This window comes from Metabacillus malikii (assembly GCF_030813355.1).
Classification (GTDB): Bacteria; Bacillota; Bacilli; order Bacillales; family Bacillaceae; genus Metabacillus; species Metabacillus malikii.
Window position 1 is genome coordinate 146,091 of sequence record NZ_JAUSUD010000002.1, and the last position, 22,285, is coordinate 168,375.

17 protein-coding genes are annotated in these 22,285 nt (G+C 34.3%); 16 read left to right on the top strand and 1 reads right to left on the bottom strand.

What is annotated here, in order from left to right:
• Nucleotides 1–9: 9 nt before the first annotated feature.
• The 14 genes from J2S19_RS02955 to J2S19_RS03020 all read left to right on the top strand — a co-directional run bounded on the left by J2S19_RS02955 (nucleotide 10) and on the right by J2S19_RS03020 (nucleotide 18,115).
• Nucleotides 10–1,800 (top strand): cache domain-containing sensor histidine kinase, encoded by a 1,791-nt coding sequence (locus J2S19_RS02955; RefSeq protein WP_307336977.1) that lies wholly within the window; start codon nucleotides 10–12, stop codon nucleotides 1,798–1,800.
• Between the two features lie 12 nt (nucleotides 1,801–1,812).
• The gene (locus J2S19_RS02960) at nucleotides 1,813–3,024 is read left to right on the top strand and encodes a response regulator transcription factor (protein ID WP_307336980.1); all 1,212 of its coding nucleotides are present in this window, start codon (nucleotides 1,813–1,815) and stop codon (nucleotides 3,022–3,024) included.
• Nucleotides 3,025–3,359: 335 nt separating this feature from the next.
• Entirely contained in the window at nucleotides 3,360–4,406 is a 1,047-nt protein-coding gene (chvE, locus tag J2S19_RS02965; RefSeq protein WP_370875041.1) for a multiple monosaccharide ABC transporter substrate-binding protein, read from the top strand.
• Nucleotides 4,407–4,435: 29 nt separating this feature from the next.
• Entirely contained in the window at nucleotides 4,436–5,971 is a 1,536-nt protein-coding gene (mmsA, locus tag J2S19_RS02970) for a multiple monosaccharide ABC transporter ATP-binding protein (protein ID WP_307336984.1), read from the top strand.
• A 93-nt stretch (nucleotides 5,972–6,064) separates the two neighbouring features.
• Nucleotides 6,065–7,177, top strand: a complete 1,113-nt coding sequence (gene mmsB, locus J2S19_RS02975) for a multiple monosaccharide ABC transporter permease (RefSeq protein WP_370875042.1) — start codon at nucleotides 6,065–6,067, stop codon at nucleotides 7,175–7,177.
• Between the two features lie 615 nt (nucleotides 7,178–7,792).
• Nucleotides 7,793–8,920 (top strand): GntR family transcriptional regulator, encoded by a 1,128-nt coding sequence (locus J2S19_RS02980; RefSeq protein ID WP_307336988.1) that lies wholly within the window; start codon nucleotides 7,793–7,795, stop codon nucleotides 8,918–8,920.
• A gap of 24 nt (nucleotides 8,921–8,944) precedes the next feature.
• On the top strand, nucleotides 8,945–10,171 hold the full coding sequence (locus J2S19_RS02985) for a sn-glycerol-1-phosphate dehydrogenase (protein WP_307336991.1): 1,227 nt from the start codon (nucleotides 8,945–8,947) through the stop codon (nucleotides 10,169–10,171).
• Entirely contained in the window at nucleotides 10,164–10,868 is a 705-nt protein-coding gene (locus J2S19_RS02990) for an HAD family hydrolase (protein ID WP_307336994.1), read from the top strand. Before J2S19_RS02985 ends, J2S19_RS02990 begins: the two co-directional genes overlap by 8 nt.
• Before the next feature lie 19 nt (nucleotides 10,869–10,887).
• Nucleotides 10,888–11,589: a YesL family protein gene (locus J2S19_RS02995; RefSeq protein ID WP_307336997.1), complete on the top strand. Its 702-nt coding sequence runs from the start codon at nucleotides 10,888–10,890 to the stop codon at nucleotides 11,587–11,589.
• Nucleotides 11,590–12,042: 453 nt separating this feature from the next.
• Nucleotides 12,043–13,401, top strand: a complete 1,359-nt coding sequence (locus tag J2S19_RS03000; protein ID WP_370875029.1) for an ABC transporter substrate-binding protein — start codon at nucleotides 12,043–12,045, stop codon at nucleotides 13,399–13,401.
• 116 nt (nucleotides 13,402–13,517) lie between these two features.
• Nucleotides 13,518–14,408: a carbohydrate ABC transporter permease gene (locus J2S19_RS03005; RefSeq protein ID WP_307337000.1), complete on the top strand. Its 891-nt coding sequence runs from the start codon at nucleotides 13,518–13,520 to the stop codon at nucleotides 14,406–14,408.
• 33 nt (nucleotides 14,409–14,441) lie between these two features.
• On the top strand, nucleotides 14,442–15,329 hold the full coding sequence (locus J2S19_RS03010; RefSeq protein WP_307337003.1) for a carbohydrate ABC transporter permease: 888 nt from the start codon (nucleotides 14,442–14,444) through the stop codon (nucleotides 15,327–15,329).
• A gap of 160 nt (nucleotides 15,330–15,489) precedes the next feature.
• A complete protein-coding gene (locus J2S19_RS03015; RefSeq protein ID WP_307337006.1) occupies nucleotides 15,490–16,449 on the top strand; it encodes a glycoside hydrolase family 43 protein in 960 nt (319 codons plus the stop codon).
• Nucleotides 16,450–16,639: 190 nt separating this feature from the next.
• The gene (locus J2S19_RS03020; RefSeq protein WP_307337010.1) at nucleotides 16,640–18,115 is read left to right on the top strand and encodes an arabinan endo-1,5-alpha-L-arabinosidase; all 1,476 of its coding nucleotides are present in this window, start codon (nucleotides 16,640–16,642) and stop codon (nucleotides 18,113–18,115) included.
• Between the two features lie 641 nt (nucleotides 18,116–18,756).
• Here J2S19_RS03020 and J2S19_RS03025 read toward each other — a convergent pair.
• The gene (locus J2S19_RS03025; protein ID WP_307337012.1) at nucleotides 18,757–19,659 is read right to left on the bottom strand and encodes an ArsR/SmtB family transcription factor; all 903 of its coding nucleotides are present in this window, start codon (nucleotides 19,657–19,659) and stop codon (nucleotides 18,757–18,759) included.
• A 318-nt stretch (nucleotides 19,660–19,977) separates the two neighbouring features.
• Between J2S19_RS03025 and J2S19_RS03030 the strand changes: the two genes are divergently transcribed.
• The gene (locus J2S19_RS03030) at nucleotides 19,978–21,204 is read left to right on the top strand and encodes an extracellular solute-binding protein (RefSeq protein WP_307337016.1); all 1,227 of its coding nucleotides are present in this window, start codon (nucleotides 19,978–19,980) and stop codon (nucleotides 21,202–21,204) included.
• A gap of 167 nt (nucleotides 21,205–21,371) precedes the next feature.
• The gene (locus J2S19_RS03035) at nucleotides 21,372–22,247 is read left to right on the top strand and encodes a carbohydrate ABC transporter permease (RefSeq protein ID WP_307337018.1); all 876 of its coding nucleotides are present in this window, start codon (nucleotides 21,372–21,374) and stop codon (nucleotides 22,245–22,247) included.
• Nucleotides 22,248–22,285: the final 38 nt, after the last annotated feature.

Consider the following 22,285-nt stretch of genomic DNA (forward strand, 5'->3'; position numbering starts at 1 on the left):
TGACGATTCATGAAGCTAGCTGCATTTAAATTAAACAATTTGCCGATTAGGCATAAAATTATCGCACTATTACTCATTATTAGTATTTTACCAGCTATTGGACTTGGCTTATTAACAGCTTTTACCGTAGAGAAAATAATTGATAAGCGGGAAACAGAACATACGCTTCAATTAATCGATCAGGTGAATAAAAAGTTGGAAGTGTATGTAAGCAATATGCAAAACGTTAGTTATCTTTTATCGATGGATCCTGAGATTAAAAAATTTCTAACCGAACATCAAAAAATGCGAACAGAGGATGAGGAATATTCAATTAGACAATTTATCCAAGGACTGTCAACATTATATCCAGAAGTTGCAAGTATCCTAATCGTTAATCATCAAGGACACTACATAAGTAATGATTTGTATACACGAACATCGATAAACCTTACTAAAGAGCAGTGGTATGGGGAAGCTGTTGAGAATAAAGGAATATTCAATATCATAGGTCATCCGAAAAATCGTAACTTGGCAAGTCATGTAAATTATAAAGATAATGAAGTCGTTACAGTTGTTCGAGCCATTTTAGAACCAGAAACCCAAAAAGTTCAAGGTGTTGTACTAATCGATTTAAAATTACGCGTAATCGCTGAAGCTACTAAAACTGTTAAACTAGGAAAAACTGGATATTTAATGGTCGTTGATGACAAAGGGGAGGAAATCTATTCTCCGAGAAAAAGGTTAATTGATGATTTACCAATCAAGCAAATTTTAAAAGAAGATTCAGGTTTTTTCTCTGAAGAAAGCAATGGAAATAAGCTACAATTTATATATAAAAAACAACCTTTCACAAATTGGACAACAGTTGGTGTGTTTTCCGCTAAAGAATTAGTTGTTGAAGTTAGAACCATTCACTTTTTCGTAATATGCTTCGTCTTTTTAATCATTATCTTTGGTATTGCTGCATCATTTTATTTATCAGATTCAATGTCAAAGCCGATTATCCAATTAATGTCTGTGATGAAAAAGGTAGAAACAGGTAATTTAGGAATGCGATATAAAGGTAACAGAGAAGATGAAATTGGAAAGCTTGGTCAAAGTTTTAATGCGATGATAAGTAAAATAAATGATTTACTTATTGTTACAGAGCAACAAGAACGGAAAAAAAGAGAAGCTGAACTTAGAAGTTTACAGGCTCATATTCAGCCGCATTTTCTTTATAATACTTTAGATACAATTAGTTGGATGGCTAGAAAACAAGGTGCAAGTGATGTCGCACAAGTTGTTAATTCCTTATCACGATTATTTCGAATTGGTCTCAATAACGGAAAGGATATGGTCACTCTAGCAGAAGAAATAGCACATATTCATAGTTATTTAAGCATTCAAAAAGCAAGGTATCGTGATAAACTGAATTACTCGATTGAATTTGACGAAGAATTAGGTAATTTGCAAGTTGTTAAATTAATCTTGCAGCCTATTGTAGAGAATGCGATTTATCACGGGATAAAGGAAAGAAAGGGTCCAGGACTTATAGTTATTTCCGCCAAAACGCAAGAAGATAAGATTTTTATTACTGTACAAGATGATGGAAAAGGGATTGAAAGTGATAAATTAGCTATACTTCAAAGTAAATTAAATACATTTTCCGTTATGAATGAAGATAGGGAAAATAGTTTACTAGGCTATGGAATGATGAACGTCCAATCACGAATTAAATTAACATACGGAGAAGAGTATGGATTGAGCATCCAGAGTGAACCCCAAAAAGGCACAATCGTAATAATTAGTTTGCCAATGATAGAAGGAAAGAGATAAGGAGGAGCTCACATGGAGGATACTATTTGGAAAGTATTAATAGCAGATGATGAGCCGATTATCCGTGAAGGAATTCGTGACAATGTTGATTGGAAATCACTTAATATGGAAGTCGCAGCCGAAGCGGAGGATGGAGAGGAAGCATTAGCCTTAGCGTTAGAACTCGAAATTGAAATATTGCTTGTCGACCTTAACATGCCAATCATGAATGGACTCTCTCTTATAAAAAAACTTAAAGAGCAACAACAAAATTGCAAAATAGTTATCATTTCAGGGTATGATGATTTCTCTTATGCGCAAGAGGCAATTCGTTTACAAGTAACTGATTATATTTTAAAGCCTGTTGAGCCTGACCAATTATTCAAAGTACTTTCAACAGTAAAGGAAGAATTAGAGGAAAGTATAAAACGAAAAAAATATTTTCTCGTTGCAAGCAATCATATTGAAAAAAATAAAAATGTTATGCTAGAGAAATTCGGAAGAGATTGGATTGAAGGTGTTTTAGAAGATGAGGAAATTACTAAACAATTAACCTTTTTTGACTTACCGAATGAACAGCCGCAACAAGTAGCCCTATTGCAATGTCCTGAGTTTTTGGTAAAAAAACCAATTATGAATGAGAAGGAAGAAAAGGAAATACTATCTATCATCCGGTCACGCTTAGAAATGAAACTCGAACAGTATAGGCATATGATTTTTCAAGATGAAGAAGAACAATTTATCCTACTCCTTTGGCATCAGCTTAATGAAAAGGAGTGGGTACAGATTGAAAATGACCTAAATGGATATTTAAGCGCTGTCGTTCAAATTACAGTGGAATCATTAAATGCTGAGACAGACACCGTTGCAAGAGCATACAAAGTTTGTAAAGATTTATATAATCGTGAAACGTCAATTTCACCTATAGTACGAAGAGCGCAGCAATATATTCAAGCTCATTATACTGAATCGAAAATGACGTTAGAGCGTGTAGCTAACACGTTAAATGTCTCACCAGTATATTTAAGCAGAGTCATAAAACAAGAATTAGGAGTTTCTTTTGTGCATCTCGTTACAAACTTACGAATCAAAAAGTCGGTCGAACTCCTCCAAAATACAGAATTGGCGATCGTTGAAATAGCTGAAAAGGTTGGTTATGAAACACAGCATTACTTTAGTACTTCTTTCAAAAAAGTAATTGGAGTTTCTCCGAATAAATATCGTAAAAAATTACAATTCTATTAATGGATTTGTCGATGAAAGCACTATGAAACATTATTATTGTTTGAGCATGACCACATTAGCTATTGTAGCAAAGAGGTCATGCTTTTTTACTTACTTTTAAATGCAATGCTCCATGCTCATTTTTATAAAAACTTATGTAAGCGTTTTAATGTAAGTTAAAAATTTATAAAAATAGTAGTTTTATTAAAAAGACTGCCTGCTTGTTAAGTGGTATATTTTTAGTGATTTCAAAGGTAGTAAGCGCTTTAATGTTAGGGGTTATTGGCGGTTACTGTACATGTGGAAAGGGGGAAACTCTATTGAAGGGGAAACTATTTACAGCTTTTATATTATGTATTTTGCTTATCGGATTATCAGGGTGTGGAATTGAAAAGGCAAATGGGGGAAGCAAAGGCTTTATCGGTATATCGATGCCTACTAAATCTTCCGAAAGATGGGTAAATGATGGGGAAAATATGAAAAAGCAATTTGAAGCTCTTGGTTATAAAACAGATTTACAATATGCAGAGGATATTATTGAAAATCAAACGGCACAAATAGAAAACATGATTACAAAAGGTGTCGATATACTTGTCATCGCACCAATTGATGACAGGTCTGGTTTAACGAGTGTTCTTGAAAGAGCGAATAAACGAGGGATTAAAGTTATTTCCTATGATCGATTAATCCAGCACAGTGAATATGTAGACTATTATGCAACATTTGATAATTTTCAAGTTGGTGTGCTTCAAGGAACATATATTGAAGAAAAACTGGGATTAAAAAACAACGAAGGTCCGTATCATATCGAAATTTTTGCTGGTTCGCCGGATGATAATAACGCATATTTCTTCTTCGATGGTGCGATGTCAATCTTAGAACCATATATTAAATCTGGAAAGCTGGTTGTAAGAAGTAATCAAACAAAATTTAACCAAGGTGCAACGTTAAGGTGGGATGGCGCACTTGCCCAGTCAAGAATGGATAACCTTTTAAGTGCTTATTACTCTGAAGAACGAATCGATGCTGTTTTGTCTCCGTATGATGGCATTAGTATAGGCGTGATTTCATCTTTGAAAGGCGTTGGATATGGTAGTGAAGATAAACCAATGCCAGTTATTACAGGACAAGATGCTGAATTAGCTTCGATAAAATCAATCATTAATAATCAGCAGACACAAACAGTTTTTAAAGACACACGAGAATTAGCAAAAAAGGCAGTAGATATGGCAGATTCACTCATTAATGGGAAAGCTGCTGAAGTGAACGATGTTGAAACATATGACAATGGGAAAAAGGTTGTACCTGCGTATCTTCTGAATCCAATCTCAGTTGACAAGACAAATTACGAGTCTGTGTTAGTTGAAAGTGAATACTATACAAAGCAGCAATTAGGTAATTAACCAAAACCGAAAGTAGGTGAAGAAAAACGATGGCGAACCTTATTTTAGAAATGAAGGATATTACGAAGGAGTTTCCAGGAGTAAAAGCTTTAGACAAGGTGAATTTACAGGTGAAGGAAGGAGAAATTCATGCCTTGTGCGGAGAAAATGGTGCTGGAAAGTCTACTTTAATGAAAGTATTAAGCGGTGTATACCCTTTTGGAACATATAGTGGTGACATCTTATTTCAAAATGAAATTTGTAACTTTAAGACAATTAAAGATAGTGAAGAACTGGGGATTGTTATTATCCATCAGGAACTTGCATTAATCCCTGAACTATCAATTTCAGAAAATATCTTTCTAGGGAATGAAATTGCGAATAAAGGTGTTATTAATTGGCATGCGACAACGTTAAAAACGAAAGAACTATTAAAAAAGGTCGGGCTTAATGAATCACCAAATACTAAGGTTGATTCAATTGGTGTCGGAAAGCAGCAGCTAGTTGAGATTGCGAAGGCATTATCTAAAGAAGTTAAACTCTTAATTCTTGATGAACCAACAGCTTCTTTAAATGAAGATGATAGTGAGAATTTATTAAACTTATTAATTGAATTTAAAAAACAAGGGATGTCAGCAATCATTATTTCACACAAATTAAATGAGATTGAGAAGGTTGCAGATTCAATTACAATTATACGGGACGGTCAAACAATTGAAACACTTAATATGAAACAGGACAAAGTGGACGAGGACCGGATTATTAAAGGAATGGTCGGAAGAGACTTGACAAATCGATATCCGACGAGAACACCAAAGATTGGTCAAACATTTTTTGAAGTGAAAAATTGGAATGTATACCACCCTCTACACACTGACAGGAAAGTCATTGATGATGTTAATCTCCATATTCGTAAAGGTGAAATTGTTGGGATTGCAGGCTTAATGGGTGCAGGACGTACCGAGCTGGCAATGAGTATTTTTGGGAAGTCATATGGCAAAAAAATATCCGGACAAATGCTGAAGGATGGTCAGGAAGTCCATTTTAACGACGTGAGTTCAGCAATTGAGCAAGGAATAGCGTATGTATCGGAAGACCGAAAAGGGAACGGCTTAATATTAATGGAGGATATTAAGCAAAATATTACATTAGCTAGTTTAAGTAAAATAACAAAAAATGCGATTTTAGATAAAAATAAAGAGATATTAGTAGCAGAAGAATACAGGGAAAAATTAAGAATAAAAACACCTAGCATTTTTCAAAAAGCAGGTAACCTGAGTGGTGGGAATCAACAAAAAATTGTATTAAGTAAATGGATTTTTTCAGAACCTGATATTTTAATATTGGATGAGCCGACACGTGGGATAGATGTTGGAGCTAAGTATGAAATATATACAATTATTAATGAGCTTGCAATGGACGGTAAAGGTATCCTCATTATTTCATCTGAACTCCCAGAATTATTAGGTATGTGCGACCGAATCTACACCTTAAATGAAGGTAGGATTACAGGTGAACTGAATAAGGATGAGGCCAATCAAGAAAAATTAATGACCTACATGACAAGAAGTAAGATAAGGGGGTAACAAAACATGAAAACTGACTTAAGCAATCAGCCGCAATTAGTGAAAGAATCACCATTTAAATCATTGATTCAAAACAATATCCGTAATTCCAGTATGATCATTGCGTTACTATTCATAATGGTCCTATTTCAAATCTTAACTGATGGACTATTATTACGACCATTAAATATTACGAATTTAATCTTGCAAAATAGTTATATATTAGTTTTAGCCATTGGAATGGTACTCGTCATTATAACCGGTCATATTGATTTATCAGTTGGATCTGTTGCTGCATTTGTTGGTGCAATTTCAGCAATTCTAATGGTCAATTATGAAGTGCCGATGTTCTTAGCAGTCATTATTTCATTAGTTGTCGGTGCAATTATCGGTGCTTGGCAAGGTTTCTGGGTTGCATATGTGAAAATCCCAGCCTTTATTGTGACTTTAGCAGGAATGCTTCTGTTTAGAGGCTTAACAATGATTGTTTTAGAAGGAAAATCGATCGCACCATTCCCTGAATCCTTTCAAAAAATAAGCTCTGGGTTTATCCCTGACATTGGTGGTGGTTCAATCCATCTATTAACAATTATTATTGGGGCAGTCCTTTCACTTATACTAATTTTTACACAAATTAAAGGGCGAAGAACAGAGGTTAACTATCAATTCGAAGTTCAACCGCTTGGTATTTTTATAGCTAAGCTTATCGGTATGGTAGCGCTACTGAATGTGTTCACATATATTTTAGCAACCTATGAGGGTATTCCGAACATATTAATCATTTTAGCTATTCTAATTGTGTTATATACGTTTGTAACGAACAAAACGAAGGCAGGACGCCATGTTTATGCGATTGGTGGAAATGAAAAAGCAGCCCAATTATCAGGAATTAAAACGAAACGAATGACATTTTGGGTCTTTGTTAATATGGGTGTTTTATCTGCATTATCAGGCTTATTATTTGCAGCAAGATTAAATGCAGCAACACCAAAAGCAGGAAATCTTTTTGAACTTGATGCTATAGCAGCGTGTTTTATTGGAGGAGCATCAGCATATGGTGGAATTGGGACAGTTCCCGGTGCAATAATTGGTGGCCTCGTCATGGGGATTATGAATAACGGAATGTCTTTATTAGGCTTAGGTGTTGATTGGCAGCAAGGGATTAAAGGGTTAGTTCTTTTAGCTGCAGTTGCATTCGATATTTATAATAAAAATAAAGCTTCTTAATAATGAATTGTCACTAAGTTTCACTGTGAATAGACTAGTTGTCATGAACGTTGGACATGTCAAACGTATCCTGGACTACAAAAGAGGGGTATTCGAAGTAAATAAATTAAATAATTTGTTTTATTTAACAATATATATAATAAAATGAGTTGATGAAATAATGTCAACTCATTTTTATTATTTACTAGTAAAGGATGGTTTCGTAAACACTGTTGTTTTTTACGTAGTTGACGTAGTCCTCAAATCAGCTTCAACCAATCCTTATATATAGTAAGTACAAAAAACCACCATCTTTTCCGTAAAAAGCTAAAGTAAATATGACTATAGTTATTTTGATTTTCTTCACGAATCGAGTCCTTCCTTTGAAACTTGTTAGTATCAATACTAGAAGTGAAAGTACAACCTTGAATTAATTGGAACAAGTAAAAAATTAAAATTCTAACTAAAAACAACACAAATACCCGATGTATACAGGATTAACTGTATGAAAGTATTTTACTTTTAGTAAAAAAAAGTTAAGAATAATTTTAAATAATTAAGTTCATAGTGTATAATGTTTTTATAGTTGTACGAATAAGTTAACTTAGTAACATACAAGCTGAAAGTGGTGACATAATGGCACAACAAACAAAGGCAGGCATGGTAAAACAAAAAATAAAAGAATGGATTGAGGATGGAAAGGTCTCTCCGGGGGAGAAAATTCATTCTGAAAATGAATTAGTGAAAATGTTTGAAGTGAGCCGTCATACCGTTCGACAAGCGGTTGGAGACTTAGTTCATGAAGGTTGGCTCTACCGGGAACAAGGGGCAGGTACATTTGTTTCAAATCGCAAAGAAAAATTGCATATACAGCCTGTGAGTTCAACAGGAAAGAATATCGGGGTTATCACCACGTATATTTCTGATTATATTTTTCCTTCGATTATTAAAGGAATTGAATCTTATTTATCCTCACAAGGATATTCATTGACATTTGCTTGTACTGATAATGATCCAGAGAAGGAAAAGCAATGCCTAGAAGCGATGTTGAGCAGAAATATTGATGGACTTATTGTAGAACCTACGAGAAGTAGCAGCTACAATCCGAATTTACATTATTATTTAGAAATGGAACAAAACAATATTCCATATTTAATGATAAATCAATACTACCCACAACTAGACCCACCAAATTTGATTTTAAATGATGAACAAGGCGGTTACATTGCAACCAATCACTTAATACAATTAGGACATAGAAAAATCATTGGGATTTTTAAGAGTGATGATATCCAAGGATTAAACAGAATGCAGGGGTTCATTCGAGCTTTTAGAGAGAATAATATTCCGTTTTTCCCTGAAATGATCGTAACATATACAACCGAGGAGAAAGAAGGGTCTTATTTAAGTAAAGTAAAAGAAATACTTGAATCAGAAGAAAGACCTACCGGAATTATTTGTTACAATGATGAAATAGCGATTAATTCATTAAATGTATTACGTGAATTAGAGATAAAAGTACCAGAAGAACTCTCGATTGTCGGTTATGATGATTCTTACTTAGCTGAAGCATCAGAAATAAAGTTAACATCCATTACCCATCCGAAAATGGATATGGGAATTGATGCGGCAAAATGGATTGTCTCTGCCGTAGAAAATGGTTTGCAGGAGAGAGAAGAAAATCGCCAAAAGATTTATGAGCCGGAAATTATTATTAGAAATTCAACAAGCTCAATTCAAAATGAACAATTGGTTAATACGTAATAAATGAAGTGAGAAGGTGGATTCATGCTATCAGTACAAGAGCTGAATGAGCTTGCGAAAACATGTACATGCGGCAATGCTCATTATGATTGTTCGATTGAGGAAATCGTCGTCCGTCATAATGCATTGCAGGAAGCTCCTAGATTTATTAAGTCAAAAGGGTTTAATAAAGTATCAATTGTTGCAGATGAAACGACGTTTAATGTTGCAGGAGAGAGGCTAGTTGCTGAATTAGAAACTGCAAACATCCCTTTTGAAACCGTTATTATTCAAGCGAATGAACAAGGAGATGTCATTGCGAATGAAGTCTCGTTAATTGAAGCGATGTTAGGAATTTCTCAGGATACGAATGCAGTAATTGCTGTAGGTGCTGGTACAATACATGATATTTCAAGGTTCTCTAGCTATAAAATGGGGAAACCGTTTATTTCCATCCCAACAGCTCCTTCGGTTGATGGTTTTAATTCAATGGGAGCGCCAGTTGTTATAAAAGGGGTAAAGACGACTTTTCAAATGCAAACACCAATCGCTTTATTTGCCGATATAGGAATTTTAGTAAAGGCTCCTAAGAAAATGATTGCTGCAGGTTTTGGGGATATGATTGGAAAGTTTACATCATTAGCAGATTGGAATTTTTCACATCTCATTGCAAATGAGGCCTATTGCGCATTAGCAGCTGATATTACGAGGAAAGCACTTCAAAGCTGTGTAGAGTCGAGTAATCAAATTGCGAAAGCAGATGATGAGGGAATACAACGATTAATTGAAGCGTTAATTGATTCTGGCTTAGCAATGCTATTAGTAGGGCATTCTTCACCAGCATCAGGTGGAGAACATCATTTGTCACATTATTGGGAAATGGACTTTTTAAGTAAGGGTAAGAAACAAGTCTTACATGGAGCAAAGGTAGGCATTTCTACGCAAGTAATTCTGAATTTCTATAAGAATCAATTTCTATCCTTAGTTTCAAACAAAGAAAGATTACTAGCCTTAAAAGCAAATAATCGTGTTGCTATCACTAAAATTTTAGATGTTCAAGAACAAATAATAGAAATAATTGATTCTTTACCCTCAGCTGATGATATTGGACAATTGCTTACAGTATTAGAAGGTCCAACTAGGCCAGCAGACATCGGAATAGATGATGAACTTGTCCGAAACAGTTTAGCTGAAGCTCATCAATTAAGAAAAAATCGCTATACAATGTTGAAATTTTGGAATGACCATGTAGGAGTCCATCAAGATGAATAAATTAATAAATGCTGAAGCAATATTTTTTGATTTAGATGATACTATTTATGACCAACAAATACCATTTCAATCAGCAATTGATTACGGTAATATTGATATAAATAATACCGATTATCAGTTACTATATAAACGGGTACGTTTCCATAGTGATAAATTATGGAAAGATTATACTGCTGGGACCATCGACCTTGATACAGTTAGAATTAGGCGATTAATAGATGCATTTCAAGAGTTTGGGGCAACATTAACTGTTGCTAAAGCGATAGAAATACAAGAACGTTATGAATATGAGCAGAAAACGATAAAGCCATTTTCAAAAGTAATCTCGATTATTAACGAGCTACAACAACAAAATAAAATTGTCGGTCTTATTACAAACGGACCTGTTGAACATCAAACGAGCAAAATAAAGGCGCTACAACTTGACCGTATCATTCCTAGTGAGCTTATCTTTATTTCTGATGGAATTGGTATTACGAAGCCTGACCCGCGAATATTTCATTATGTTCAAGACCAAGTTAAGAAGAATCCAGAGAATTGTTATTACATCGGTGATACTTGGGAGAACGATATAGAGGCAGCATTAAATGCAGGGTGGAACGCAATTTGGTATAATTTTCGTAATCGCCAACCACAGTCAAGTCATAAACCGAACAAAATTATTACGAGTTATAATGAGTGGAGTAGCTTAATATAGGTAGTGAGAAGGGACATATATGCAATCGACATCAATCTTTGAAGGTATATTTAAGCTTCTAGAATGGTTAACAAGAATTGTATTAACAAACTTCATATGGTTAATATTTAATTTGCCTATTAGCTTTTTGCTATTAACCATTGCAATAACAGATGATATTCCATTTATTGTGATGAATTTGATTATTATTGCAATATTATCTCCATTCTTCCTTTTCCCAGCAACAAGTGCTGTATTTGGAATTGTTAGAAAATGGGTAATGGGTGAAGGTGATATTAAAATTATCAAACATTTTTGGACAGTATATCGTCAAAATTATCTCAAAAGCCTAATCGGTGGCTTTATTTTAGTGCCATTATGGTTTATTGGTATTCTTGATGTGTACTTCTTATATCATCATAATTTATTTATGACAATCCTTTTAATTATAATTTTATTTCTATTATTTATCTTTACATGTTATTATTTTGCTGTAATTGCTCACCACGAGCTGAAGATATTTCAAGCATTTAAACAAGCGCTAGTGTTTATGATTATTAATCCACTTAGAAGCTTACTGATGGGAATCATAAACATCATCATATTATACGTATCACTTACACAAGTTACTGTATTAATTCCATTACTACTTGGTGTGGCGCTTGCATATTTTGCCTTCTTTAGTTATTACAATAAGTTATTGCGTGTAAAAGAATTGCAGGAGAATAATAATGAAGAGTAGATTTTGACAAAATCTGCTCTTTTTTTTGTGTAAATCTTTAGTGACACGATGAAATGAATACAATTATTTAAGGGGTCAGGAACTGATGAAAAGATATTTGTGTGATTTATAACACATCTGGTACACATAAAAACATGTATATTTAAGGGGCTCACGTCTCATCTAGCTGATAATAGAAGTAGTTTTTGCAGCTAACTTTTATTTAGTCTACTTAGTCTAGAAAGGAGCGATAACAGCCTTAAAATCTAATCCAACTCTCATATGTCCGTACATATCCATCGACATTTTTTTCACATGTATTTATTTTATTAAAAAAGTTGTTGACATGTACGAACAGGTATAATAATATTAAATTAAAGAAGCGCTTACATGGGATTTTCAAAAAATAAAGAAAAAACAAAACGTTTTGAACGCTTCTTTAAATAAAAAATGAAAAGCTTTGGGGGGATTAACTTGTTTAAGAAAAAACTAAGCAAAATGGTATTATTAGCAGTCGTAACAATGTTAGTTGCTGGCATGCTAAGTGCTTGTAGTGGCGGAGATAAGTCAGGTGGAGAAAGTAAAGATGGAAAAGTAAATCTTACTTTCATGTTTAGTGGACAACCTCATGAACAAACAGCTTATAAAAATGTAGTAAAGAAATTTGAAGAAGCAAACCCTAATGTAAAAGTTAAAGTAGTGGTTACAGCTGGTGACCAATATGACACTAAATTACAAGCGGCCATTGCTGGTAAAAGTGTTCCAGATGTATTCTTCTATAACCCTGGTAACTTAAAAGCATATGTTAACTCAGGTGTATTAAAAGACATTACAGAATATGTTGAAGGTGCAGAGGAAGTTAAAGACCTTTGGGAAGCAGGTATTAACAAATACCGTTATGATGGTGAAAATGCTGGACAAGGTTCAATTTATGGATTACCAAAAGATTTAGGACCATTCGGATTCGGTTATAACAAAACAATGTTTGAAGAAGCGGGTATCCCACTTCCAGATCCGGACAAGCCTTATACATTTGATGAGTTCTTAGAAGTTAACAAACAGTTAACAAAAGATAAAGATGGCGATGGAAAACTTGACCAATGGGGAACAGGACTTAATGTTAACTGGTCATTACAACCATTCGTTTGGAGTAATGGTGGAGATTGGTTAGATGAAACACATACAAAAGTAACAGTAGATGACCCAGCGTTTATTGAAGCATTCCAATATTTTGCTGATTTACAAAATGTTTATAAAGTAACACCTTCAATTGCTGAAGGACAAACTCTTGATACGTACCAACGTTTCATGCAAGGTCAAATCGGGTTCTTCCCAATCGCTCCATGGGATCTAGCAGCATTCAAAGATTTAAAATTTGAATATGATATCATTCCTTGGCCTGTAGGTTCTACTGGACAACCTGCTGCATGGGTAGGTTCATTAGGTATTGGTGTTTCTGAGAAAACAAAACATGCTGAATTAGCTACACAATTAGCTATGTATCTTTCTGCAGAAGAAGAAGGACAACAAGCGTTAGTTGATCAACAAGTACAAGTACCAAATAACAAAACTGTTGCTGAAGCGTGGGCTGCAGATACATCAATTAAGCCTGCGAACAAAAAAGAATATTTACAAATCATCAATGAATATGGTCGTGATTTACCAGGTAACTTCACATACACAGCTGAATGGTATGATGAATTCTTCAAAAATATTCAACCTGTAATCGATGGTGATAAAACAGCTGAAGAATATGTAAAAGAAGCACAACCAAAAATGCAAGAGTTATTAGATAAGTCTATTAAACAAGAAGAAACAGCTAAAAAGAAATAATAGCAAGTTAATGAATTGTGGTGCTAGAGTACTTAGCTAGCACCCTCTTAACTTATTAACTCTCTACTAATAGATTAAGGTTGAACATAGCCTTTAAGGAGAAATGGGGAGAAGGAATGAAAACAACATCAAAGCTCTATAGAGAAGAGCGTCGCAATGCTTATATTTTTGTAGCTGCGCCAGTAATCGGATTTTTAATCTTTACGTTAGCTCCAGCACTTTATTCTATCTATGGTTCATTTACGAACTGGGACGGTTTAGGTCAAATGACATTTATCGGTCTGGAAAACTATATCGTACTTCTAACGGATGAATCCTTCCATAAAGCATTATACAATACAGTCTTTATGATGCTCGGTATCCCAATTGGCTTAGTTTTAGCGTTACTACTTGCGATTGGCTTAAATCGTGGAATCGTCGGTACTCAAATTTTCAGAACAATTTATTATGTGCCGGTTATTTCTTCAATTGCAGCTGTTGCGATTTTATGGCAATTTGCTTATAACGGAGACTTCGGTCTAGTTAACCAATTTTTAGCTATTTTCGGTATTGATGGACCAAGTTGGTTAATGGATAAAGACACAGTAAAACCTGCCTTAATTTTAATGACCGTGTGGAAAGGTTTAGGTTACAGCATGCTCTTATATTTAGCAGCATTACAAAGTGTTCCGAAAACTTATTATGAAGCTGCGAAACTAGATGGAGCAAATGCATTCCAAGTCTTTAAGAATATTACTCTACCAATGGTTAAACCAGTAACATTCTTCATTGTTGTAACAAACATCATTGGTGGTGCGCAACTCTTTACAGAAATCAATGTTATGACACCAACTGGTGGTCCTGAGTATTCATCAGCAACTGCAGTATTCTATGTATGGCAGAAGGCTTTTGGAAACTTTGAAATGGGATATGGTTCTGCAATGGCAATCGTATTAGGTATCTTCATTTTTATCGTAACGTTAATTCAGTTTAGAGTGAATGAAAAGCAATCATACGATTTAGATTAATAGATGCTTTTGCAGTAGAAAGGAGTTGTAGTAATGGAAGCAGTAGTTGAAAAGAAAACTGAACCTCAGGTAAAGTATAAATCCTTGAAACAAACTGAAAGAATTACAAACATTATTATTTTCATCGTTTTATTAATAGGTGCAGTGTTCATGATTGCTCCTTTAGTGTGGATGGTAGGTACATCATTCAAAAGTATTGAAGAGGTATATGCATTGCCTCCAGTATGGATTCCGGAATCCTTTGACCCGATAAAATATATCGAAATATGGGAAAAGGGTCCATTACTAAGTGGTATTACTAACAGCTTAATTGTTGCACTTTCTGTAACGATCATTGGGACTTTCACATCAGCATTAGCTGCATTTGCGTTTGGGAAGTTAAATTTCCCATTCAAGAATCAATTATTCTTATTATTGTTAACGGCAATGATGATTCCGTACCCTGTTGTCATGATTCCGCAATTTATGATATTTACACAAATGGGTTGGGTTGATACGTTATTACCACTAATCGTTCCAGGATTATTCGGTAATATTATGATGATTTTCTTCTTAAGACAATATTTAACAAGTATTCCGAACTCAGTAATTGAGGCGGCAAAAATCGATGGTTGTTCATATTTCAAAATATTCTATCGTATTATATTCCCATTAGTGAGACCTGCGGTAGCTGCACAGTTAATCTTATGGTTCATGACAATTTGGAATGATTATCTAGCACCGATTTTATACCTCAACTCACCAGAGAAACAAACATTACAACTTGTTATTGCAAACTTTAATGCAACATATGCAATTCAAAGTGACTTTCCATTAATTATGGCTGCATCTGTTGTATCGTTATTACCGATGTTAATCGTGTTTATTATCTTCCAGAAACAAATTATTGAATCTGTTGCAATTTCTGGTGTAAAAGGTTAGTTAAAGACGAGTTATACAACAAAAGACTGTGGCGGTTTAAGGTAAACTAGCTAGCCTAATCTACTTCTATTACTAGAATGGGCTAGCTAGTTTACCGGATTCTTGCCACTTTTTGTTTACAATTATATATAAATTTAAAGCTAATAGGAGTGTATTTGAAATGACTGAATATAACGTACAAAACCCATTAATCGAGCAACGTGCTGATCCGTTCATGTACAAACATACAGACGGCTACTATTATTTTACTGGCTCGGTGCCGGAATACGACCGCATCGCAATCCGTCGTGCAACAACGATTGCAGGTTTAGCTGAAGCAGAGGAAAAAACAATTTGGGTTAAGCATGAATCAGGAATGATGAGCGCAAACATTTGGGCTCCAGAACTTCATTTTATTGATGGAAAATGGTACGTCTATTTTGCCGCAGCACGTACATCTGAAACAAAAGATGGCTTGTTCGACCACCGCATGTTCGTCCTTGAAAATGACTCGGCGAATCCGCTTGAAGGTGAATGGGTAGAAAGAGGCCAAGTGAAAACGAAATGGGAATCATTTGCATTAGATGCGACATCATTTGAGCATAAAGGTGTCCGCTACTATGTATGGGCCCAAAAAGACCCTGAAATTGAAGGGAATTCAAACCTATACATTTCAGAGATGGAAAACCCATGGACATTAAAAGGTGAACAAGTATGTATCACAACACCAGAATACGATTGGGAAAAAATCGGATTTTTAGTAAATGAAGGTGCAGCAATTCTTAAGAAGAATGGTCGTATTTTTATGACCTATTCAGCCAGTGCTACAGATTATAACTATTGCATGGGCTTATTAACAGCAGATGAGGACAGTGATTTACTAGACCCGAAATCATGGGTAAAAACAACAGAACCGGTCTTCACAACAAATGAAGAAAACAGCCAATACGGTCCAGGACATAATAGCTTCACAGTATCTGAGGATGGAACAATAGACCTCCTCGTTTACCACGCACGAAGCTATAAAGAAATTGAAGGCGATCCACTATACGATCCGAACCGTCATGCACGTGTGCAAGCCATTACGTGGAACGAAGACGGCACACCAAATTTCGGTACACCAAGACCAGATACGAAGTAAACTTTTAAACGAAGATGGTGACTCAGGCAGGGTCAGACCCTCTACAAAACACCTATATAGAATGCAAGACTTTCCTTCTTCTATATAATTGTTTGAGGGTCTGACCTTAGTTTTGGGTCACCTTTTTTTTAGGTTTTTCAACTTACTATCAGACCAAACAATATAACAGTTAAGAAAGAAGAGATTTAAAATGAAAAAGAAAATAGTGTTATTATCTGTAATAGTAATCGTATTGATTTTAACAATTGCTGTTATTTACTTTTTTACAAACAGTAACAAATCGGAACGATTACCTGTTACTCAGTTCCCATCAGCTCCAGCTGACACACCATTCGAAAAAATTAATAGCGACATCATTCATAGCGAGTCACAATGGACAACAAATAATACACATGATGCTGAAATAATAAAAGTAGATGATTGGTATTATACATTTTCTACAGATTATAAGGTTGCAGGTGCGCCTTTACCTGGAATTCAAATAAGAAAATCAAAAGATATGATTCACTGGGAGTTTGTAGGACGAGTGTTTGAAGAATTATCAGAAGAGGCGGTAGCATGGACGAATGGTAAGACATCAACATATTGGGCTCCTGACGTCATCGAATTAGAAGGAACTTTTTACTTATATTATTCGGTCTCTGAGTTTGGAACGAGAAACTCGTTTATCGGGTTAGCGACTAGCTCTTCAATTGAAGGACCATGGAAAGACCAAGGTCCTGTTATTACGACGAAGAATGATGATGATAAAACAGTAAATGCGATTGACCCTGGTTTAATATTAGATAGGGATGATAATCTTTGGATGGTATATGGTTCATATTTTGGAGGTATTTTCATTACTGAATTAGATAAATCATCCGGAAAACAAAAAAATGAAGGTGAAGAGGGTACACTTATCGCTCAACGTCAAAGTAATGACTATGAAATAGAAGGTCCAGCGATCATGTATAACAAAAAAACAGATATGTTCTATTTAACAGTGTCTTACGGCTATTTAGAGGATACGTACAATGTTCGTGTTGCCAGGTCAGAAGATATTCAAGGACCCTACGTTGATTATAATGGTAAAAACATGGTAGATATATCTGATGAATCCTTTGATACAGGAACGAAAGTATTAAACTCTTACACATTTAATGATGATACCGGTTGGCTAGGAACGGGGCATAACGGTTTACTTCAGGATGGAGAAGACTATTACCTAACTCATAATGCTAGAGCTGGTGAAGACTTATATTGGTCACATCTACATGTTAGAGAGATTGTCTGGACAAATGATGGTTGGCCGGTCCTATCGCCAGAAAGATATGCAGGGAAACCAAAAGAAAAGAGTACAGTAACTACTGAAAACTTAATTGGTGATTGGGAAAAGATTGAGTTTATAAGGTTCGATGATAGTATGCAAACGTCAACAAGCTTGTCACTTTTAAAGAATGGCAAAATAAATGAATCTGACAGTAAAGACTACTGGGAATTTGAAGATGACACATTAAAATTGTATTGGTATGCACCAGATGAAGCTCAAGGAGATTACTGGATTGATGAGGTGAAAGTTATACCTCAGTGGGATTTTGAAAAATGGCAACCAACATTAGTATTTACGGGATTAAAGCAGGATGGAACAGCAATATGGGGTAAGCAAATGATAAATGAAAAGGAATAAACAGGGGGAACAAGAGAATATTCCTACAAAATCATCAAATGGTCATATACCTTAACGAAAATGGTAACATTTCTAATATTGGAATAGGAGTGTACGACCAATTAACCTTTTTACGGAAAATATAAAGGGTAGTTGATAATTCGATATTGACTTTCTTCACGTTATCAGAATATGATTGAAATTCTTTTTATCACTGTAAGAGAAGAAAAGAGGTCATGTCACATTGAAAAATAGTGAGAACCTAATGTTAAATGATAAGTTGTATGTATCAATTTTTTCACCATCTCATAAGGGGTAGGTACAAATAGTGCACAAACTAAAATTTCGGTAAAAAAGTTATTGAAAAAAATAAGATAAATGATAGAATAAAAATGTAGGTTATACGTATAAGTTAATTATAGGTAGAAAATAACCATATACTAGAACTGTTGAAAACTAAAAGTAACTATTAATTTTTTAGGAAGGAATTGAGTTACCTTAATCCTAATCCTAATGCTGACAAATAGAACATGTTTTTAAGAAGTTGTACGTATATTAATGTAATAAAAGAGGTTGGGACATAACGAATAGATTTCTATTTGCTTAAAACCTTTTCCCAACCTCTTTCTAACAAATTTCACATAATGATAACCTAGCTTAGTTTACAAATAAAAAAGCTTAAACAGTATATCTTGGTCGTGATTACCGAATTTCTTACCGAAAAGTGTAACACCACCAACATGTTGTGCATCTTCTTTTACTTCTATTTTAAATGTCCAACGATCACTATTCGTATCAAAGTCTTGGACCTTTATGTCAGATAACGGGTCACCATCGATATATGTACCATGGTTTGTAATTCTAATTGTTTTTAACAATCCATATTGATTAATATTATTTGGCCACCAATCAGGAGTAAATTTCCCTCTAGTATCAGCAAAATCTCCAGGGCTTATCCAAGTTCCTAACTCAACACCATTCAGGGAAAATGTAATATCAGATGGCCATACATCATTTGAGAAAGGGAACTCTGAGCAAATTTCAAAACTTATTTCAAATTGCTGCAGTTTTTCATTCTCTGATAAAAAATTGGCAATGTTATATTCAATAAATCCTTGAGTAAACCATAAAATCTCAGCATCAACCCTTTTTGGGTCCATAAAGTATTTTGGTTCATCAACCCTACCAATGAATTCTTTATCTGTCGCAAGACCACATGTTGGTTTTAAATCATAATCTGTATAATGGCCGATTGGAACAGATGTTTCATAGGACTCAAATGAATGATAAATTTTTTTAGGGAAGTTTATTTCTATATGGTCTACTTTTAAGATCGAGATTTTTTGTCTACCAGACTTTCCAGGTATTTTTTCCGTTTTAATAATCCCTGCTTTTTCTAACTTACTAATATGTTTAGTCACAATGGGACTGCTTATTTTAAGTTCTTCAGCTAGCTCCTTAATGTTCATTTTGTTTTTGGATAATAATTGAATAATTTTAATCCGAACATCACTAGCTAATGCTTCATAAACAATGAGTGAAGATTCGTCAATACTTAATTGCATTCTAAAATCCCCTTCTTTCTATTAAATTCAACTATTAATTAAAATGTATGCGAATACAAAAATCTAATTATACAATACCATAAAGATAATTAACTTGTATATAAAATAACAAAAAAGTTAATTATAGGATTTTAATAGACTTAAATAATTAAAATATTAACAAAAAAGTTAATTATAAGGAAATAAAATGGATAATATTTATAAAAATGTTATTGACAGCGTTTGCAAATTTTATTTATAATATCAATAGGTTAATTGTTTACTAATTATTTAGATTGTAAATAATTTTCTGAATACATAAAATAGGGGGAAATACAATTGAAAAAGAAGTTGGGCTTAACGTTAATGTTAATGTTTTTAGTAACTGTTATCTTAGCTGGTTGTAGTGGAGAAGATAAAAACACGATTACATTCTGGACACCGCTAACAGGTGATGATGGCGCAAACATGGATGCGATTGTAAAAGCTTACAATGAAACAGACCCAGAATTTAAAGTAAAACATGTTATTACCTCAGATATGTATACAAAAATGTCAACAGTGCTGAACTCTAAAAAAGGAGTACCAGATTTATCAATCATACATGCAGACCGTGTACCAGGTTTTGTAAAACAAGATGTCCTTGAACCGATGACATCGATTATGGAAGCACAACCTGAGTTAAAAGAGGAAAACTTCCTACCACAAGCATGGACAGTTGGTAACATTGACGGAACTCAATATAGTATTCCATTAGATATTCATAGTAACGCAATGTATTACAACAAAGATTTATTAAAGAAGTATAATGCTGAGCAATTTTTAGATGATGATGTTGTGACAATCGATGAAATATTATCTTTACAAGGTAAGTTAGATGAAGGAGACTTTGTTGTTAACGATGCATTAATTAGCTGGGTAGTCTTCGCACAAATTCAAAACTTAGGTGGAGATATTCAAGAAGGCGGTAAACCTGCTGTCAATACAGAAACAATGAAACAAGCAATTGAAGCAATTAAGAAAATCGATGAAGCTGGTCTAATGACTCCGTTTGGAGAAGATGGTTATTTAATGTTCCAATCTGGTAATGTTCTCTTCTCGACTGATGGAACATGGAGCTCAAATGCCCATGCAGGTGTAGAAGGATTAAACTTTGGTGTGACAAATATTTATTCAACAACAGCTGATAAATTTACAAACAGAGCATCTTCTCATTTATTTGCAATGTTGAAAAATGAAGATAGAACTGATGAAAAAGAAAAAGGAATTGCTGATTTCTTAGAGTTTGTACGTAAAAATTCGATGGAATGGGCAAAGGCAGGACAAATTGTTGCAAGTAAAGAGGTTATCGAAAGCCCTGACTACGAACAATATGTTCAATCATTCTTTACATCAAACGAAAAACAAATTGAATCACTTTATATCTACACATACGAATATTATCCATATGTTGCAGAAGCTTTAGACACATATGTTCCTGATATCATTCGCGGTGAAGTAGATATAGACGAAGGCCTGCAAACGATGCAAAAATTCGTAGAAGATAAAATTGCTGAAGGTAATTAACGGGGAAGCTAAACAGTATAGTTAGCAAGAAGAGTGTTACTCATAACAATAGGGACAGACCCCTCAACACGATATAAAGAATAAATTAATAGTTTTATTCTTTAGTGAGTTTCGTTGGAGGGGTCAGACCTATTTGAGTAAATCTCTTTTAAAAAGGAGAAATGACAATGAATAAAAAAATGAATTTGACACCTCTTTTCTTTGTAGGCCCCCATGTCATATTATTTTTAGTGTTTATTTTATTACCAACAATTTATGGGATTTACGCCTCTTTCACTCAGTGGAATTTAATCGGTGATCCAGTGTGGGTAGGATTAGAAAACTATAAAACAATTTTATTTGATAGTGAATCGACATTTAATTTTCAATTTTCAAATGGATTAAAAAATACACTGATATTTGTTTTGTTAAGTGTTCCGATACTAATAGTGATTCCGTTAATGGTTGCAGTTGCCTTAGAGCATAAAAAGGTCAAAATGAAAAGTTTTATTCAATCGATAATTTATATTCCTGGCCTAATTTCTATTTCTGCTGCTGCATTAATATGGTCTTTAATCTTTAATAAACAATTGGGTATCACTGGTAATTTACTAGGTTCAGATACTGTATGGGCTTCGAACCAACCTTACGCCTGGATTATTATTATTGTTATTACCGTATGGGGCGGTGTTGGGGGAAACATGATCATTTATCGTGCTTCTATTAATGGTGTTTCGAGAGATTTATATGAATCTGCTGATATTGATGGGGCAGGTCCAATACGAAAGTTTTTTAGCATTACATTACCATCTATTCGTTTTCCGTTAATCTATACTTTTGTCATGACGACTGCTGGTGCATTTAATGTCTTTGGACAGCCGTTAATGATGACAAAAGGTGGTCCTGAGCAAAGTACACATGTGTTAATGATGTATATTAGACAACTGGCATTTAGTCATGGCGAATCGATTGCTGGTATGGCTTCTGCAATGGCCGTCTTACTTGGTATTGTTATCTTAATTATTTCGGCTCTTCAATATTATGTCATGAATAGAAATGCATAATAGTATCAGTTTGTTAGATAAGCTTTTAAGGAATCGGA

Bases quoted from the DNA above. Each gene is read 5' to 3' on its own strand.
- mmsB (WP_370875042.1), top strand. From the start codon at position 6,065: ATGATCATTGCGTTACTATTCATAATGGTCCTATTTCAAATCTTAACT.
- J2S19_RS02985 (WP_307336991.1), top strand. From the start codon at position 8,945: ATGCTATCAGTACAAGAGCTGAATGAGCTTGCGAAAACATGTACATGC.
- J2S19_RS03020 (WP_307337010.1), top strand. From the start codon at position 16,640: ATGAAAAAGAAAATAGTGTTATTATCTGTAATAGTAATCGTATTGATT.
- J2S19_RS02990 (WP_307336994.1), top strand. From the start codon at position 10,164: ATGAATAAATTAATAAATGCTGAAGCAATATTTTTTGATTTAGATGAT.
- J2S19_RS03010 (WP_307337003.1), top strand. From the start codon at position 14,442: ATGGAAGCAGTAGTTGAAAAGAAAACTGAACCTCAGGTAAAGTATAAA.
- J2S19_RS02995 (WP_307336997.1), top strand. From the start codon at position 10,888: ATGCAATCGACATCAATCTTTGAAGGTATATTTAAGCTTCTAGAATGG.
- mmsA (WP_307336984.1), top strand. From the start codon at position 4,436: ATGGCGAACCTTATTTTAGAAATGAAGGATATTACGAAGGAGTTTCCA.
- J2S19_RS03025 (WP_307337012.1), bottom strand. From the start codon at position 19,659: ATGCAATTAAGTATTGACGAATCTTCACTCATTGTTTATGAAGCATTA.
- J2S19_RS03015 (WP_307337006.1), top strand. From the start codon at position 15,490: ATGACTGAATATAACGTACAAAACCCATTAATCGAGCAACGTGCTGAT.
- J2S19_RS02955 (WP_307336977.1), top strand. From the start codon at position 10: ATGAAGCTAGCTGCATTTAAATTAAACAATTTGCCGATTAGGCATAAA.
- J2S19_RS03005 (WP_307337000.1), top strand. From the start codon at position 13,518: ATGAAAACAACATCAAAGCTCTATAGAGAAGAGCGTCGCAATGCTTAT.
- J2S19_RS02960 (WP_307336980.1), top strand. From the start codon at position 1,813: ATGGAGGATACTATTTGGAAAGTATTAATAGCAGATGATGAGCCGATT.
- J2S19_RS03035 (WP_307337018.1), top strand. From the start codon at position 21,372: ATGAATAAAAAAATGAATTTGACACCTCTTTTCTTTGTAGGCCCCCAT.
- J2S19_RS02980 (WP_307336988.1), top strand. From the start codon at position 7,793: ATGGCACAACAAACAAAGGCAGGCATGGTAAAACAAAAAATAAAAGAA.